A 17,040-nucleotide genomic window follows, 5' to 3' on the forward strand; every position below is an offset into this window, starting at 1 on the left:
CCTCGACCAGCGTTTCCCGATCGCCCGCGAGCACGACGGCCCGGTGAGACAGCGCGGCACGCCGGACCGAAGCCGCACCCAACTCCGCCAGCGGAGCGGTGTCCACGCCAGGGTGATCGAGCAGCCGCTCCGCCTGCGCCCGCAGCGCCGCCTCATCAGCCCCAGACAGCAACACCGGCACCACCGGAAGATCCACAACCGGCGTCGGCGCGGCAACCGGCTCTACGGCCGGAGCCTCCTCCAAGATCACATGCGCGTTCGTCCCGCTGACGCCGAACGCCGAGACACCCGCTCGACGCGGCCGGTCAGCGGCCTCCCACGGCTGCGCCGACGTGAGCAGCGACACCGCGCCGGAGGCCCAGTCCACGTGCGATGAGGCCTGCTCCGCGTGCAGCGTCGCGGGCAGCAGACCGTGCCGCATGGCCAGCACCATCTTCGCGATACCCGCGACACCGGCCGCAGCCTGCGTGTGACCGATGTTCGACTTCACCGACCCCAGCCACAACGGCGTCTGCCGGTCCTGGCCGTAGGTGGCCAGCAACGCCTGCGCCTCGATCGGATCACCCAGCGTCGTACCGGTGCCGTGTGCCTCCACCACGTCCACCTCAGCCGGGGACAGACCGGCATTGGCCAGCGCGGTCCGGATCACCCGCTGCTGCGACGGACCGTTCGGCGCGGTCAGCCCATTCGACGCACCGTCCTGGTTCACCGCCGAACCCCGCACCACCGCAAGGACCTCGTGGCCAAGCCGCCGGGCATCAGACAGCCGCTCGACCAGCAGCATGCCCGCACCCTCGGCCCAGCCCGTACCGTCCGCGTCGGCGGCGAAGGACTTACACCGGCCGTCAGGGGAAAGACCCTGTTGCCGGGAGAACTCCACGAAGATATCCGCGTTCGGCATCACGGTCACGCCACCGACCAGGGCCATCGAGCACTCGCCCGACCGCAGCGCCTGCGCGGCCAGGTGCAGTGCCACCAGCGACGACGAACACGCCGTGTCCACCGTTACCGCCGGACCTTCGAGCCCGAAGGTGTAGGAGAGACGACCCGACATCACCGACGACGCCGTCCCGGTCAGCAGATGCCCCTCGACGCCATCGGCCGCCTCGACTGGTCCGCTCCCGTAGCCCATGAACGAGGCCCCGACGAACACACCGACCGGCTCACCTCGCAGGCCGAGCGGGCTGACCCCGGCCGCCTCGAACGCCTCCCAGGAGGTCTCCAGCAGCAACCGCTGCTGCGGATCCATCGCCAACGCCTCACGCGGCGAAATCCCAAACAACCCCGCGTCAAACTCCGCGGCGTCGTACAGGAACCCACCCTCACGGGCGTACGAGGTACCCGCATGCTCCGGATCCGGGTGATAAAGCCCATCCAGATCCCAACCCCGATCGGTCGGAAAACCACCGATCGCGTCGGTGCCTGCGACGACCAGGTCCCAGAGCGCCCGGGGAGTGTCGACGCCGCCGGGGAGGCGGAGTCCCATGCCGACGATGACGATCGGGTCGTCGTCGGCGGGTGCGATCACCTCGGCGATGGTGGCGTCCGACACCAACGTGCTCGGCGCGAGACGCCCCAGCACAAAAGCGGCGAGCCGCTCGGCATTCGGATAATCGAACACCAACGTCGCCGGCAACCCCAGCCCGGTCGCGACCTGCAACCGGTTCCGCAACTCCACCGCGGTCAGCGAGTCAAAACCCAACTCCTTGAACGCCCGATCCGGCTCCACCGCCCCAGCAGAGGAATGCCCCAAAACAGCGGCCACCTCGGCCCGCACCAGATCCAGCACACTCCGCGTCCGCTCCGCCGGAGCCAACCCCGCCAACCGCGCCGCCAACCCCGAACCAGACCCGGGCGCGACCGCCGGCACCAAGGCCTCCGGCAGGTCAGCCAGCAACGGACGCGACCGAGCGGCGGTGAACAACGGCAGGAACTCCGCCCACCGCACATCCGCGACCGTCACGGCCGCCTCACCCGACCCGACGGCGAACGCCAGCGCGGTCAACGCCCGGGCGGGGTCCATCGGAGTGAGGCCGCGACGGCGCAGCTGGCCGGACACCTCCTCGTCGGCGGCCATGCCGACCTGTGCCCACGGGCCCCAGGCCACGGCCGTTCCCGGCAGGCCGCTTGCCCGGCGCCGGGCGATCAAGGCATCCAGCGCGGCGTTGGCGGCCCCATACGCAGTCTGCTCCGCACTCCCCCAGATCCCCGAGATCGATGAGAACACCACAAACGCATCGACATCACCGACCAACGCGTCCAGGTGCAACGCCCCGTCGACCTTGCCGCCGACCACCCGACGCAGGTGTTCCTCGTCCGCGTCCACCAACGCGACGTCCTCACCGACACCGGCGGCGTGCACGACCGCGTTGACCTGGCCGATCGTCGCCAGCAACGCCTCCACCGCGGACCGGTCGGCCAGATCACAGGCGTGCACCTCGGCGTTCGGCAGCTCGGTCAGCAGCGCCTCAGCTCCAGGCGCGTCCACACCTCGCCGCGAGACCAGCACCAGCCGCTCGGCCCCACTGGCCGCCGCCCAGCGAGCCACCTCAGCACCAAGCCCACCGGTACCACCGGTAACCAGCACCGTGCCACGCGGACGCCAGGCCGGGGCCGCACTCGCTGGGGCGTGCTCCAGCCGCCGGACCAGGATGCCGCCGCTGCGCACCGCGAGCTGGTCCTCCATGCCGAGCGCGCCGGCCAGTACCGCCCTGATCCGGCCCGCAGCCCGGGTATCGATCACCTCGGGCAGATCCAGCAAGCCGCCCCACAGCTCCGGATGCTCCAGCCCCACCGCACGACCGAAGCCCCAGAGCTGCGCCTGATCGACGTCCACCACGCCATCCGCCCGCCCCGTGGCCACCGCACCCCGAGTCACCAACCACAACGGAGCCCGGCACCCGGCCTCCACCAGCGCCTGGACCAACCCGAGCGCGCCAACCAGGGATGTGGGCGACGCGACGAGGCCTGCAACGTCGAGCCCCGCCAGTTGCTCCCGGTCGGTCACCGGCAGCACCGACGCGCCCAGTCCTGCCAGCACCTCGCCGAGGCCGTAGATGTCCTCACCGACAACCGCCCACACGCCGGCGAGCCGGGCCTCGACCGGAACGGTCACCGGCTCCCAGGTGACCCGGTACCGCCAGCCGTCGACCAACGACCGTTCCCGGCCTCGCGCCCGCCAGGACGCCAGCGCCGGGACCAGGCCTTCGAGCGCGGTGGTCGCAACTCCGAGCTGTTCGGCCAACGCCGGCAGGTCGCCACGTTCGACGGTGGCCCAGAAGCCCGCGTCATCCCGATCCGGCTCCGAAACCCGGCCGGCAGGTGCCTCGTCGGGCCAGTACCGCTGGCGCTGGAAGGCGTACGTCGGCAGCTCGACCGGTTGAACCCCGGCAAAGAGCATCGACCAGTCCACCGAAACGCCGTTGACATGCAGGGTCGCCAGCGCGGTCAGCGCGGAGGTGACCTCATCACGCTCCCGGCGCAACAGCGGAACCGTGACGGCATCCGGCTGCTGCACCAGCGCGGCCAGCACCCCATCCGGACCCAACTCCACAAACCGGCTGACACCCTCCAGTACGGCCAGCGCATCAGCGAACCGGACCGGCTGACGCACCTGCTCAACCCAGTACTCCGGATCCGACCACAGCCCCGACTCCACCAGCCGACCGGTCACCGTCGACACCACCGGAACCACCGGCTCAGCGAAACTCAACTGCGCCACAACCGCCCGGAACTCCGCCAGCATCGGCTCCATCAACCGCGAATGGAACGCATGACTCGTCCGCAACCGCGAAGTCTTCCAACCCCGCTCACCAGCCAGCTCAGCGACCCGCTCAATGTCGGCCTCAACCCCGGACACCACCACCGACGCCGGACCATTCACCGCCGCAACATCAACGGCCAGGCCACCACCGCTCGACTCCTCGCCGCCCATGGCGGCCAGACCACCATCGTTCGCCTCGCCATCACCCACGGAGGCCAGCAGCGCCCGGACATCCGCCTCGGCTGCCCCGACCGCCAGCATCGCTCCGCCCGAGGGCAGCGCCTGCATGAGCCGGCCCCGGGCAGTGACCAGCGTGGCCGCATCCGCCAGCGACAACACCCCCGCCACCTGCGCCGCAGCGATCTCCCCGATCGAATGCCCCACCAGCACATCAGGGCTCACACCCCACGACCGCAACAGAGCATGTAGCGCCACCTCAACGGCGAACAACGCCGGCTGCGCATACCCCGTCCGGTGAATCAACTCCTCATCGGAATCGGCCAACACGACCGCCAGCGGCCGATCCAAATGGGCATCAACATGCAACGCCACCTGATCGAACGCATCCGCGAACACCGGGAACGCCGCATACAGACCCCGGCCCATACCGATCCGCTGCGACCCCTGACCAGAGAACAAGAACGCCACCCGGCCGGCGCCGGCCACCCCGCGCACCGCACCGGCCCCAGCCGCGACCGCGGCAAGACCACCGGTCAACGCCTCGACGTCACCGGCAAGCACCACCGCCCGATGCGCCAGAGCGGCCCGCCGGATCGATGCGGCCCCTATCCCGGCCAGGTCGACGCCGTCCGCACCGTCGGCGACGACCCGTAGGACGCGCTCGGCCTGAGCCCGCAGCGCCTCCGCAGTGTGCCCGGACACCACGACCGGCACCATTGGCAACCGTGCCGGGACGGCCACGGGCTCGACTGCAGCCGGGGGCTCTTCCAAGATCACGTGGGCGTTCGTGCCGCTCATACCGAAGGACGAGACGCCCGCCCGGCGCGGCCGGTCAGCGGCCTCCCACGGCTGCGCCGACGTGAGCAGCGACACCGCGCCGGAGGTCCAGTCCACGTGCGGCGACGGCTCGTCCGCGTGCAACGTCGCCGGCAGCAGACCATGCCGCATCGCCAAAACCATCTTGATGATCCCGGCAACACCGGCCGCGGCCTGGGTGTGGCCGATGTTCGACTTCACCGAGCCCAGCCACAGCGGCGTTTCCCGGTCCTGGCCGTAGGTCGCCAGCAACGCCTGCGCCTCGATCGGATCACCCAGCGTCGTACCGGTCCCGTGCGCCTCCACCACGTCCACCTCAGCCGGGGACAGACCGGCATTGGCCAGCGCGGTCCGAATCACCCGCTGCTGGGCCGGACCGTTCGGCGCGGTCAGCCCATTCGACGCACCATCCTGGTTGACCGCCGTACCCCGCACCACCGCGAGGACCTCGTGGCCAAGCCGCCGGGCATCAGACAGCCGCTCGACCAGCAGCATGCCCGCACCCTCGGCCCAGCCCGTACCGTCCGCGTCGGCGGCGAAGGACTTACACCGGCCGTCAGGGGCAAGGCCCCGCTGCCGGGAGAACTGGACGAAGGTCTCCGGCCCGGACATCACGGCCACACCACCGGCCAGGGCCATCGAGCACTCGCCCGACCGCAGCGCCTGCACCGCCAGGTGCAGCGCGACCAGCGACGACGAACACGCCGTGTCGATAGTCACCGCCGGGCCTTCGAGGCCGAACGTGTAGGAGAGCCGCCCGGAGACGACGCTGGCGGCGGTTCCGGTCAGGAGGTGCCCTTCCAGCCCTTCCGGCAGTCCGTCGGCCCGGCTGGCGTAGTCGAGGCTGTTGGTGCCGGCGAACACGCCGATCTGCTCGCCCCGCAGTGAGAGCGGATCGATCCCGGCCCGCTCGAACGCCTCCCAGGAGGTCTCCAGCAGCAACCGCTGCTGCGGATCCATCGCCAACGCCTCACGCGGCGAGATCCCGAACAACCCCGCATCAAACTCCGCCGCACCATACAAAAACCCACCATGACGGGTATACGAGGTACCCGCATGATCGGGATCCGGGTGATAAAGCCCCTCCAGATCCCAACCCCGATCGGTCGGAAAACCACCGATCGCATCAGAACCGGAGGCCACCAACTCCCAGAGCCCCTCGGGAGTGTCGACACCACCGGGCAGCCGCACCCCCATCCCGACGATCACAACCGGATCATCATCAACAGCGGCGACAGCCTTCGGCGCGATGACGGCGTCAACCGAACCGCTGAGCTCTTCAAGCAGGTAAGCGGCCAGCCGCTCCACACTGGGATAGTCGAACACCAACGTCGCCGGCAACGCCAAACCGGTCGCGGCCCGCAACCGGTTCCGCAACTCCACCGCGGTCAGCGAGTCAAAACCCAGCTCCTTGAACGCCCGGCCCGGCGCCACCGCCTCACTGGAGGCGTGACCCAGCACCGCCGCCACATGCGTCCGCACCACCTCGACGACAAGCCGCTCCCGATCACCAACCGCCAGACCGGCCAACCGCTGCCCGAACGTGGAGAACACCGTCCCGGCGACGGCGGGCGCCTCTGCCTCGACCAGGTCATCGAAGAGCGGACGCGCACGAGCGGCGGCGAACAACGGCACGAACTCCGCCCACCGAACATCGGCGATCGTCAGCGCACCCTCGTCGGCGCCCACCGCATCGGCCAGCGCGGCCACCGCCCGCTGCGGGTCCAGCGGCACCAGGCCCCGGCGGCGCAGCTGGGCCGCGACCTCGTCGTCGGCGGCCATGCCGACCTCCGCCCACGGACCCCAGGCGACCGCGGTGCCCGGCAGTCCGTGCGCGCGGCGCCGGGCGACCAGCCCGTCCAGGGCCGCGTTCGCCGCCCCGTAGGCGGCCTGCTCGCCGCTGCCCCAGACTCCGGAGATCGACGAGAACACCACAAACGCGTCGACGTCACCGACCAGCGCGTCCAGGTGCAGAGCCCCGTCAACCTTGCCGGACAGCACCGTACGGAAGTGCGCCTCGTCGGCGTCCCGCAGCGGTACGTCGGCCGCGACGCCGGCCGCGTGCACCACGGCGTCGACCGCACCGACCACAGCCAGAAGAGCCTCGACCGCAGACCGATCGGCCAGATCACACGCGTGCACCTCGGCATTCGGCAACTCGGCCAGCAGCGCCTCAGCCCCGGGCGCATCCACACCACGCCGCGACACCAGCACCAGCCGCTCAGCCCCATTGGCCGCCGCCCACCGCGCCACCTCCGCGCCAAGCCCACCGGTACCACCGGTAACCAGCACCGTGCCACGCGGACGCCAAGCAGGAGCCACACTCGCCGGAGCGTGCTCCAGCCGCCGAACCAGAACCCCACCGCTACGCACCGCGACCTGATCTTCGACGCCGAGCGCCCCGGCCAGCACCGCCCCGATCCGCGTCCCCGCGCGGGAATCGATCGTCTGCGGCAGGTCGAGCAGACCACCCCAGAACTCCGGGTGCTCCAGACCGATCACCCTGCCGAAACCCCACAGTGCGGCCTGGTCGACCTCGACCGCGTCGTCCGCCCGGCCAGTCGCCACCGCGGCCCGGGTCACCAGCCACAACGGAGTGTCGCTCTGGATGTCCGCCAAGGCTTGCACCAATGCCAGCGCTTCACCCACGGAAGCGGCGGAAGCCACCATGCCGGAGGCGTCGAGTCCCGTGAGCCGGGTAGCCAGCTCTGCCCGGGTGCCCGCGGGCACATGGATCACCGACGCACCGAGCCTGGACAGCACCGCGCCGAGTTCAAAAAGGTCGTCACCGACCAGGACCCATCGTCCGGTCAGCTCGGCGGCCGGCAGGTCAGCGGGCTCCCAGGTGACCCGGTAACGCCAGCCCTCGATCAGCGATCGCTCACGGCCACGCGCCCGCCAGGACGCGAGCGCGGGCAGCACGTTCTCCAGCGACGCGGTCGGGACGCCGAGCTGCACGGCCAGTCCCGGCAGATCACCCTGCTCCACCGTCGCCCAGAATCCGGCCTCGACCGGGTCGGCGGCGGGTTTAGCCGGCTGGCTCTCCAGCCAGTACCGCTGGCGCTGGAAGGCATAGGTCGGCAGGGTCACCGGCTGAGCGCCGGTTCCGGCATATACGGCCGACCACTCCACCGGCACACCGTTGACATGCAGGGTCGCCAGCGCGGTCAGCGCGGAGGTGACCTCGTCCCGGTCTCGGCGCAACAGCGGAACCGCGACGGCATCCGGCTGCTGCACCAGCGCGGCCAGCACCCCGTCCGGACCCAACTCCACAAACCTACTGACACCCTCCAGTGAACCGATCGCGTCGGCGAACCGGACCGGCTGACGCACCTGCTCAACCCAGTACTCCGGATCCGACCACAGCCCCGACTCCACCGGCCGACCGGTCACCGTCGACACCACCGGAACCACCGGCTCAGCGAAACTCAACCCACGAACGACCCCGGCGAACTCCGCCAGCATCGGCTCCATCAACCGGGAGTGAAACGCATGACTGGTCCGCAACCGCGAGATCTTCCAACCCCGCTCACCAGCCAACTCAGCGACCCGCTCGATGTCACCCTCGGCCCCGGAGACCACCACCGACGCCGGACCATTCACCGCCGCGATGTCGACGGCCAGGCCACCACCGCTCGACTCCTCGCCGCCCACGGCGGCCAGACCACCATCATTCGCCTCGCCATCACCCACGGAGGCCAGCAGCGCCCGGACATCCGCCTCGGCCGCCCCGACCGCGAGCATCGCTCCGCCCGAGGGCAGCGCCTGCATCAACCGGCCCCGAGCCGTGACCAACGTGGCCGCATCCGCCAGCGACAACACCCCCGCCACCTGCGCCGCAGCAATCTCCCCGATCGAATGCCCCACCACCACATCAGGGCTCACACCCCACGACCGCAACAGAGCATGCAACGCCACCTCAACGGCGAACAACGCCGGCTGCGCATACCCCGTCCGGTGAATCAACTCCTCATCGGAATCGGCCAACACGACCGCCAGCGGCCGATCCAAATGCGGATCAAGGTGCGCACAGACCGCGTCGAACGCATCCGCGAACACCGGGAACGTCTCATACAGACCCCGGCCCATCCCAACCCGCTGCGACCCCTGACCGGAGAACAAGAACGCCACCCGACCGGCACCCACGGCCCCGGTCAAACCACCGGTGCCGGACGCGACCGCGTCAAGACCGACGGCCAGCGCCTCGGCGTCGCCCGCGAGGATGACCGCCCGATGCTCCAGCGCCCCGCGGCGGACCGACGCGAGCCCGACCCCGAGCAGGTCGGCGTCCGCCACCGCGCGCAGCCGTACGGCCTGCGCCCGCAACGCGTTCTCGGTCTGGCCGGAGAGCAGCACCGGCACCACCGGCAGGTGCACGGCCGGCGTCGATGCCGGGACCGGCTCCGCAGCCGGGGGCTCCTCCAGGATCACGTGGGCGTTCGTGCCGCTCATGCCGAACGACGAGACGCCCGCCCGGCGCGGCCGGTCAGCGGCCTCCCACGGCTGCGCCGACGTGAGCAACTCGACGCTGCCCGCAGCCCAGTCCACATGCGACGACGGCTCGTCCACGTGCAACGTCGCCGGCAGCAGACCATGCCGCATCGCCAAAACCATCTTGATGATCCCGGCAACACCCGCCGCGGCCTGCGTGTGGCCGATATTCGACTTCACCGACCCCAGCCACAGCGGCCGCTCTCGATCCTGACCGTAGGTGGCCAGCAACGCCTGCGCCTCGATCGGATCACCGAGCCGCGTCCCGGTGCCGTGCGCCTCCACCGCATCCACCTCGGCCGGGGACAGGCCGGCAGAGGCCAGGGCAGTCCGGATCACCCGCTGCTGCGACGGCCCGTTCGGCGCGGTCAACCCGTTCGACGCACCGTCCTGGTTCACCGCCGAACCCCGTACCACCGCGAGCACCGAACGCCCCGCCGCCCGCGCCGACGACAACCGCTCCACCAGCAGCATGCCGGCGCCCTCGGCCCAGCCCGTCCCGTCGGCGGCCTCGGCGAACGGCTTGCACCGGCCGTCGACGGCCAGCCCGCGCTGGCGGCTGAAGTCCAGGAACGCGTCCGGGGTGGACATAACGGTGACGCCGCCGACCAGCGCCATCGAGCACTCACCCGACCGCAGCGCCTGCACCGCCAGGTGCAGCGCGACCAGCGACGACGAACACGCCGTGTCGACGGTTACCGCCGGGCCTTCGAGCCCGAACGTGTAGGAGAGCCGCCCGGAGACGACGCTGCCGGCGGTGCCGGTGCCGAGGTATCCCTCCAGATCGGAGGGGATGTCGTACCGCTGGGCGGCGTAGTCCTGCCCGTTGGATCCGGCGAACACGCCGATCTGGGCACCGCGCAGCGCCAGCGGGTCAAGGCCGCCGTCCTCCAGCGCCTCCCAGGAGGTCTCCAGCAGCAACCGCTGCTGCGGATCCATCGCCAACGCCTCACGCGGCGAAATCCCGAACAACCCCGCATCGAACTCCGCCGCACCATACAAAAACCCACCATGACGGGTATACGAGGTACCCGCATGATCGGGATCCGGGTGATAAAGCCCCTCCAGATCCCAACCCCGATCCGTCGGAAAACCACCGATCGCATCAGAACCGGAGGCCACCAACTCCCAGAGCCCCTCGGGAGTGTCAACACCACCGGGCAGCCGCACCCCCATCCCAACGATCACAACCGGATCATCGTCGGTAGCGACCGCAGTCTTCGGCGCGATGACGGCGTCAACCGAACCGCTGAGCTCTTCAAGCAGGTAAGCGGCCAGCCGCTCGACACTGGGATAGTCGAACACCAACGTCGCCGGCAACGCCAAACCGGTCGCGGCCCGCAGCCGGTTCCGCAACTCCACCGCGGTCAGCGAGTCAAAACCCAGCTCCTTGAACGCCCGGCCCGGCGCCACCGCCTCACTGGAGGCATGACCCAGCACCGCCGCCACATGCGTCCGCACCACCTCGACGACAAGCCGCTCCCGATCACCGACCGCCAGACCGGCCAACCGCTGCCCGAACGTGGAGAACACCGTCCCGGCGACGGCGGGCGCCTCTGCCTCGACCAGGTCATCGAAGAGCGGACGCGCACGAGCGGCGGCGAACAGCGGCACGAACTCCGCCCACCGAACATCGGCGACGGTGACCGTGCCGTCCCCGGCACCGACCGCGCCGGCCAGGGCCGCGATCGCCTGAGCGGGTGCCAGTGGGGGAAGGCCCTGCCGCCGCAGCAGCTCGGTCTCGCCCTGGTCGGCGGCCATCCCGATCCGTGCCCACGGACCCCAGGCGATCGCCGTACCGGGTCGACCGGCCGCGCGACGGCGCTCGACGAGGGCGTCCAGGGCCGCGTTCGCGGCGCCGTAGGCGGCCTGGCCTCGGCTGCCCCAGACCCCGGAGATCGACGAGAACACCACGAACGCGTCGACGTCACCGACCAGCGCGTCCAGATGCGACGCACCGTCGACCTTGCCGGACAGCACCCGGTTCAGGTGCGCGGCATCGGCCTCGACCAGCTCGGCATCCTCACCGACGCCGGCCGCGTGCACCACGGCGTCGACCGCACCGACCACGGCCAGAAGAGCCTCGACCGCAGACCGATCGGCCAGATCACACGCGTGCACCTCGGCATTCGGCAACTCAGCCAGCAGCGCGTCCACTCCGGGCGCATCCACACCGCGCCGCGACACCAGCACCAGCCGCTCGGCCCCATTGGCCGCCGCCCACCGCGCCACCTCAACACCAAGCCCACCGGTCCCACCGGTAACCAGCACCGTGCCACGCGGACGCCAAGCCGAGGCCGTACTCGTCGGAGCATGCCCCAACCGCCGGACCAGAACCCCACCGCTGCGGACCACGACCTGGTCCTCCACGCCGAGCGCGCCGGCCAGCACCGCCCCGATCCGCACGACCGCCCGGGCGTCGAGGGTCTCCGGCAGATCGAGCAGGCCACCCCAGAACTCCGGGTGCTCCAGACCGACCACCCGGCCCAGGCCCCACTTCGCGGCCTGCGCGACATCCGGCGCGCCGTCCGCCCGTCCCGCGGTCACCGCGCCCCGGGTCACCAACCACAACGACGCGTTGCTCTCAATCTCCGCCAACGCCTGGACGACGGCCAGCGCATCGGCGAGAGCAACCGACGGAAGCATCAGGACCCCGGCCGGCGCCAACTCACCCAGACGTACAGCCAGGTCAGTACGGTCGCCAACCGGCACGACCACAACCTCGGCGCCCATCCCCGTCAGCGCCTCGGCAAGCCCCAGCGCGTCATCACCGACAAGCGCCCAGGTTCCCCGGGGCACCGCCTCGGTCAGGTCGGTGACGGGCTTCCAGGTGACCCGGTAACGCCACCCGTCGATCAGCGACCGTTCCCGGCCACGGGTCCGCCAGGACACCAGCGCCGGCAGCACGCCGGCCACGGCCGCGGTGTCGACCCCCAGCTCCGCGGCGAGCGCGGGCAGGTCGGCGCGGTCGACCGCGGCCCAGAAGCCGGCGTCGCCCGGGTCGGCCGCGCCCGGCCGTGCCGGACCGCTCTCCAGCCAGAAGTGCTGCCGCTGGAACTCGTAGGTCGGCAGGTCCACCACGCGGGCGTGGGGGAACAGGGCCGGCCAGTCCACCATCGCCCCGTGGACGTGCAGCGCGGCCAGCGCCGCGGCCGCGGTGGCGGCTTCGTCACGGTCGCGCCGCAGCAGCGGCACGCAGACCGCCTCCGGGGCTGCCTGCCGGGCCAGTGCGGTCAGCACGGCGTCCGGGCCGAGCTCCACGTAGTTCGTGACGCCGTCCAGCGCGGCCAGCGCGTCGGCGAACCGGACCGGGCTGCGGACCTGCTCGATCCAGTACTCCGGATCCGTCCACTGCCCCGACTCCACCAAACGCCCGGTCACCGTCGAGACGATCGGCAGTTTCGGCTCGCGGAAGGTCAGGAAGCGCAGCACGCGACGGAACTCGGCGAGCATCGGTTCCATCAGCCGCGAGTGGAAGGCGTGGCTGGTCCGCAGCCGGGTGGTCTTCCAGCCCCGCTCGGCCGCCACCGCCGCGACCCGTCCGATCTCGGCCTCACTCCCCGAGACCACGACGGCGTTCGGCCCGTTGACCGCCGCGATGTCGACGTCCGGGAACGCCTCGCGCACATCGGACTCACCGGCCTGGACGGCGAGCATCGCGCCGCCGGCCGGCAGCGCCTGCATCAGCCGGCCGCGCGCGCCGACCAGCGCCGCGGCGTCGGCGAGCGACAGCACTCCGGCGGCGTAGGCGGCCGCGATCTCGCCGATCGAGTGTCCGACCAGGACGTCCGGGGTGAGTCCCCAGTGCCGGACCAGCGCGAGCAGCGCCACTTCCACCGCGAAGATCGCCGGCTGCGCGTACTCGGTCCGGCCGAGCAGCTCCTCGTCGGCGAGGGCGTCGGCCAGCGGTCGGTCGAGTTGCAGGTCGAGGTACCAGCCGGCCTCGTCGAAGGCCGCGGCGAAGACCGGCTGGGTGGCGTACAGCTCGCGGCCCATCGCCACCCGCTGCGAACCCTGGCCGGTGAACAGGAAGGCGGTCCGGCCCGGGGCCACGGCCCCGGTGACGACCTGCGCGGAGGGGTCCCCGGCGGCGAGCGCGGCCAGCCCCCGAGCCACCTGCTCGCGGTCCGCGCCGAACACGACGGCACGGTGGGCGAAGTGGGTGCGCGTCGTGGCCAGCGAGAAGCCCAGATCGGCCAGGTCGGCGTCCGGCTCGCCCAGCCGGCCCAGCAGGTTCGCCGCCTGCCCGGCGAGCGCCTCCGGCGTCCGTCCGGAGACCGGCAGCGCGAACACCCCGGCCGCCGGCGCAACCGGCTCCGGAGCCGCCGCGGCCGGTTCTCCCGTCGGCGGCGCTTCGAGGATGAGGTGGGCGTTGGTGCCGCTCATGCCGAACGAGGAGACCGCCGCCCTCCGCGGCCGGTCGGTCTCGGGCCAGGGCTGGGCCTCGGTGAGCAGCCGTACGGTGCCCGCGCTCCAGTCGACGTGCGGCGTCGGCTCGTCCACGTGCAGGGTCTTCGGCAGCAGGCCGTGCTGGAGCGCCTGCACCATCTTGATGACGCCGCCGACCCCGGCCGCGGCCTGGGCGTGCCCGATGTTCGACTTCAGCGAGCCGAGCCAGAGCGGGGTGCCGGCGCGGTCGCGCCCGTAGGTGGCGAGCAGCGCCTGCGCCTCGACCGGGTCGCCGAGCATCGTGCCGGTGCCGTGCGCCTCGACCGCGTCGACGTCCGACGCCTCCAGCCGCGCGTTGGCCAGGGCCTGGCGGATCACCCGCTGCTGCGACGGGCCGTTCGGCGCGGTCAGGCCGTTGGACGCGCCGTCCTGGTTGACCGCCGAGCCGCGGATTACGGCGAGGATCCGCCGGCCGGCGGCCTGGGCCGAGGAGAGCCGCTCGACCAGCAGCATGCCGACGCCCTCGGCCCAGCCGGTGCCGTCGGCCGCGGCCGCGAACGGCTTGCACCGGCCGTCGACGGAGAGCCCACGCTGCCGGGAGAACGCCACGAACGACGCCGGGCTGGCCATGACGGCGACGCCACCGGCCAGCGCCATCTCGCACTCGCCCTGGCGCAGCGCCTGCGCGGCCAGGTGGAGTGCGACCAGCGACGACGAGCAGGCCGTGTCGATGGTGAGCGCCGGGCCCTGCAGACCGAGCGTGTACGAGACCCGGCCGGACGCGACGCTCGCCGCGTTGCCGGTGAGCAGGTAGCCCTCCAGGCCGTCGGCGGCGTCCTGCAGCCTCGGCCCGTACTCCTGGGTCTCCGCGCCGACGAAGACGCCGACGCGCTGCTCGCGCAGCGTCTCCGGCGGGATGCCGGCCCGCTCCAGCGCCTCCCAGGAGGTCTCGAGGACCAGGCGTTGCTGGGCGTCCATGGCCAGGGCTTCGCGCGGGTTGATCCCGAAGAAGTCGGCGTCGAACTCCGCCGCGTCGTAGAGGAACCCACCGTGGCGGGTGTAGCTGGTGCCCGGCTGGTCGGGGTCGGCGGAGTAGAGCGCGTCGAGGTCCCAGCCCCGGTCGGCCGGGAACTCCCCGATCGCGTCGGCCTCGGACTCCACGAGGCGCCAGAGCGCCTCGGACGACCGGACACCACCGGGGAACCGGCAGGCCATGCCGACGATCGCGATCAGCTCGTCGGCGTGCCCGACGGCGGCGTCGATGTCGATCCGCTCCGGGGCGAGGCCGAGCAGTTCGGCGTAGAGGTGGCGGGCGAGCGCGGCCGGCGTCGGGTAGTCGAACGCCAGCGTCACCGGGAGCGCCAGTCCGGTCGCGGCGACCAGCCGGCTGTGCAGCTCCACGGCGGTCAGCGAGTCGAACCCGGTCTCGAAGAACGTTCCGTCGGCCGCGACCGGCTCGCCGGGCGGGCGGCGCAGCGCGGCTGCGGCGAGCTCGGTCACCAGGCCGGTGAGCATCCGCTGCGCCTCCGGCGCCGGCAGGCCGGCCAGGCGCCGCCGCAGCTCGGATCCCGCCGCGGCACCCGCTCCGTCACCGGTCGGCGTAGGTGCTCCGAAATCCCCGGACGAACTCATCATCTAGCGCCCACCTTCGGCGAAAAGAACAGGAATAGCCCATACCGCTTGGCGAGGCTATCCAGCTGGGCTTTTCACCACAGCTCCTACCGCACCCCTAGGGCCTGTACGGAGTTGAGATCACAAGGATTCGCCTGCGCCGTGGTTCCGGTCCCGTTAGGCCATCGCCATGGCGCGCGGAGACCTCACCGACGAAGAGTGGTCCCTGATCGAGCCTCACCAGCCCCTGGGTGAGGCTCGATCCCGGACCTGCGGCGCCGGTTCAACGCCGTGATGCGACGGTTTCGCACCGGCAGCCCGTGGCGTGATCTACCTGACGGGTACGGCCCCTGATCCACCGCCTACGACAGGTTCCGGTTATGGGCCACGGCCGGCGTCTTCGAGCAGCTGATGCAGGCCATGATCGCCGAGGCCGCCGCCCGCGGGCGGGCCGACGCTCAGCGCTCCCCGAACACCGCGCGGCCGACGGGCGGGACGGCCCCGCACGCCCGGAAGAACCATCGAGCCGTTGATCGCTTCAGCGCGCTTCGGGTGATCGCGGCTTCGGTGTTGCGCACGACCTCGCGGACCGTCTCGAACCCGTGGCGCAACATGTCCGCCTCATAGGCGCGCAGTGCCTGCGGCAACGGCTCCTCGCCGCGGTCAGCCGCGGCGAGCGCGGCGCAGAGCCGGTGCGCGTCGCGCAGCGCCGCGTTGCCGCCGAGCCCGCCGACCGGGGGCATGTGGTGTACGGCGTCTCCGAGCCCGGTGACGTTGCCGGTCTCCCACCGGTCGAGCGGTTCGGCGGCGCTGAACCCGGTCTGGTAGAGGGTGTCCGGGGTCGAGGCGGTGAGGAGGCGGCGCAGGTCGGGATGCCACCCGATCGTCCGCTCGGCCAGCAACTCCCGCACCGCGGCCGGATCGCCCTGAGCCTTCGACGTGAAGCTCGCCGGGAGTGAGTCGCGGTGCATGATGAACGCCCACAGGACGTAGTCGTCGTCCTGCGAGTCCGCCAGCAGGTGCTCCGGGTCGAGCCCGAGCGCGCGCACCTGGTCGCCGAGCCTGGCGGTGATCGCCGCGGGGTCCTCGCGCCTGCGGAAGATCGCGGTGAACAGGAAATCCTGTCGCGGCCAGAAGACGTTCCTGCCGGCGAGTAGCCGTTCCGGCAGCCATCGGCGGTTCTCCTCGGTGAGGAACAGCTTGCCGGCGACAGCCATTGCCGGCAGTGCGGTGCGGCAGGCCGCCGGGTGGAGCTGCGCCCACACCCGCGAGCCGGCGCCGTCGGCTGCGACGAGCACATCGACGGTCGCGGTGGTGCCGTCGGCGAACTTCGCCGTGACCTTCCCGTCGTCCGCCCGAGCGAAGCCGGTGAACTCCTTGCCGAACCGGACGACGTCGTCCAGGCCGGCCAGCAGCAGTTTGCGCAGCGTGACGCGGCTGACCGCGTGCTCGCTGGTCGTGGGGTCGAGCGGGTCACGATCCGGGCGGTCCTGGCCGATGAGGATGAGCGGCCGCATCCGCTCGTCGAGGAAGCCGATCCCGGGCCCTGGATCGCCCGCTGTGGCCACCAGCACCTCCCACAGGGCGGGTGGCAGGCAGGCGTGCAGGGCGACGCTCCCGGTCGGCTCGATGTTCAGCCGGAAGCCCTGGAGCCGCGAGTCGGCCGTGCGGTCCCGTTCGTACACGGTGACGCTCACACCGGCTCGCTTCAGGCCCTGCGCCAGGCAGAGCCCGCCGATCCCGCCGCCGATCACGGCGACGTCCAAACGCCGAGAGAACATGGGTTCCCG

General features: G+C 71.6%; 2 protein-coding genes (1 of these 2 only partly in view). Both read right to left on the reverse strand.

The window, feature by feature from the left end; genetic code table 11:
- On the reverse strand, positions 1-15,274 hold the start of the coding sequence (locus tag DKM19_RS52165) for a type I polyketide synthase (RefSeq protein ID WP_239513729.1). 26,843 nt of this gene lie to the left of the window's left edge; only the first 15,274 of its 42,117 coding nucleotides appear in the window; the start codon lies at positions 15,272-15,274; its stop codon lies off the left edge, out of view.
- Positions 15,275-15,708: 434 nt separating this feature from the next.
- Positions 15,709-17,031: an NAD(P)/FAD-dependent oxidoreductase gene (locus DKM19_RS34110; protein WP_110701452.1), complete on the reverse strand. Its 1,323-nt coding sequence runs from the start codon at positions 17,029-17,031 to the stop codon at positions 15,709-15,711.
- Between the last annotated feature and the right edge of the window lie 9 nt (positions 17,032-17,040).

Origin of the sequence: Streptosporangium sp. 'caverna' (assembly GCF_003203775.1) — a bacterium.
Lineage (GTDB): Bacteria > Actinomycetota > Actinomycetes > Streptosporangiales > Streptosporangiaceae > Streptosporangium > Streptosporangium subroseum.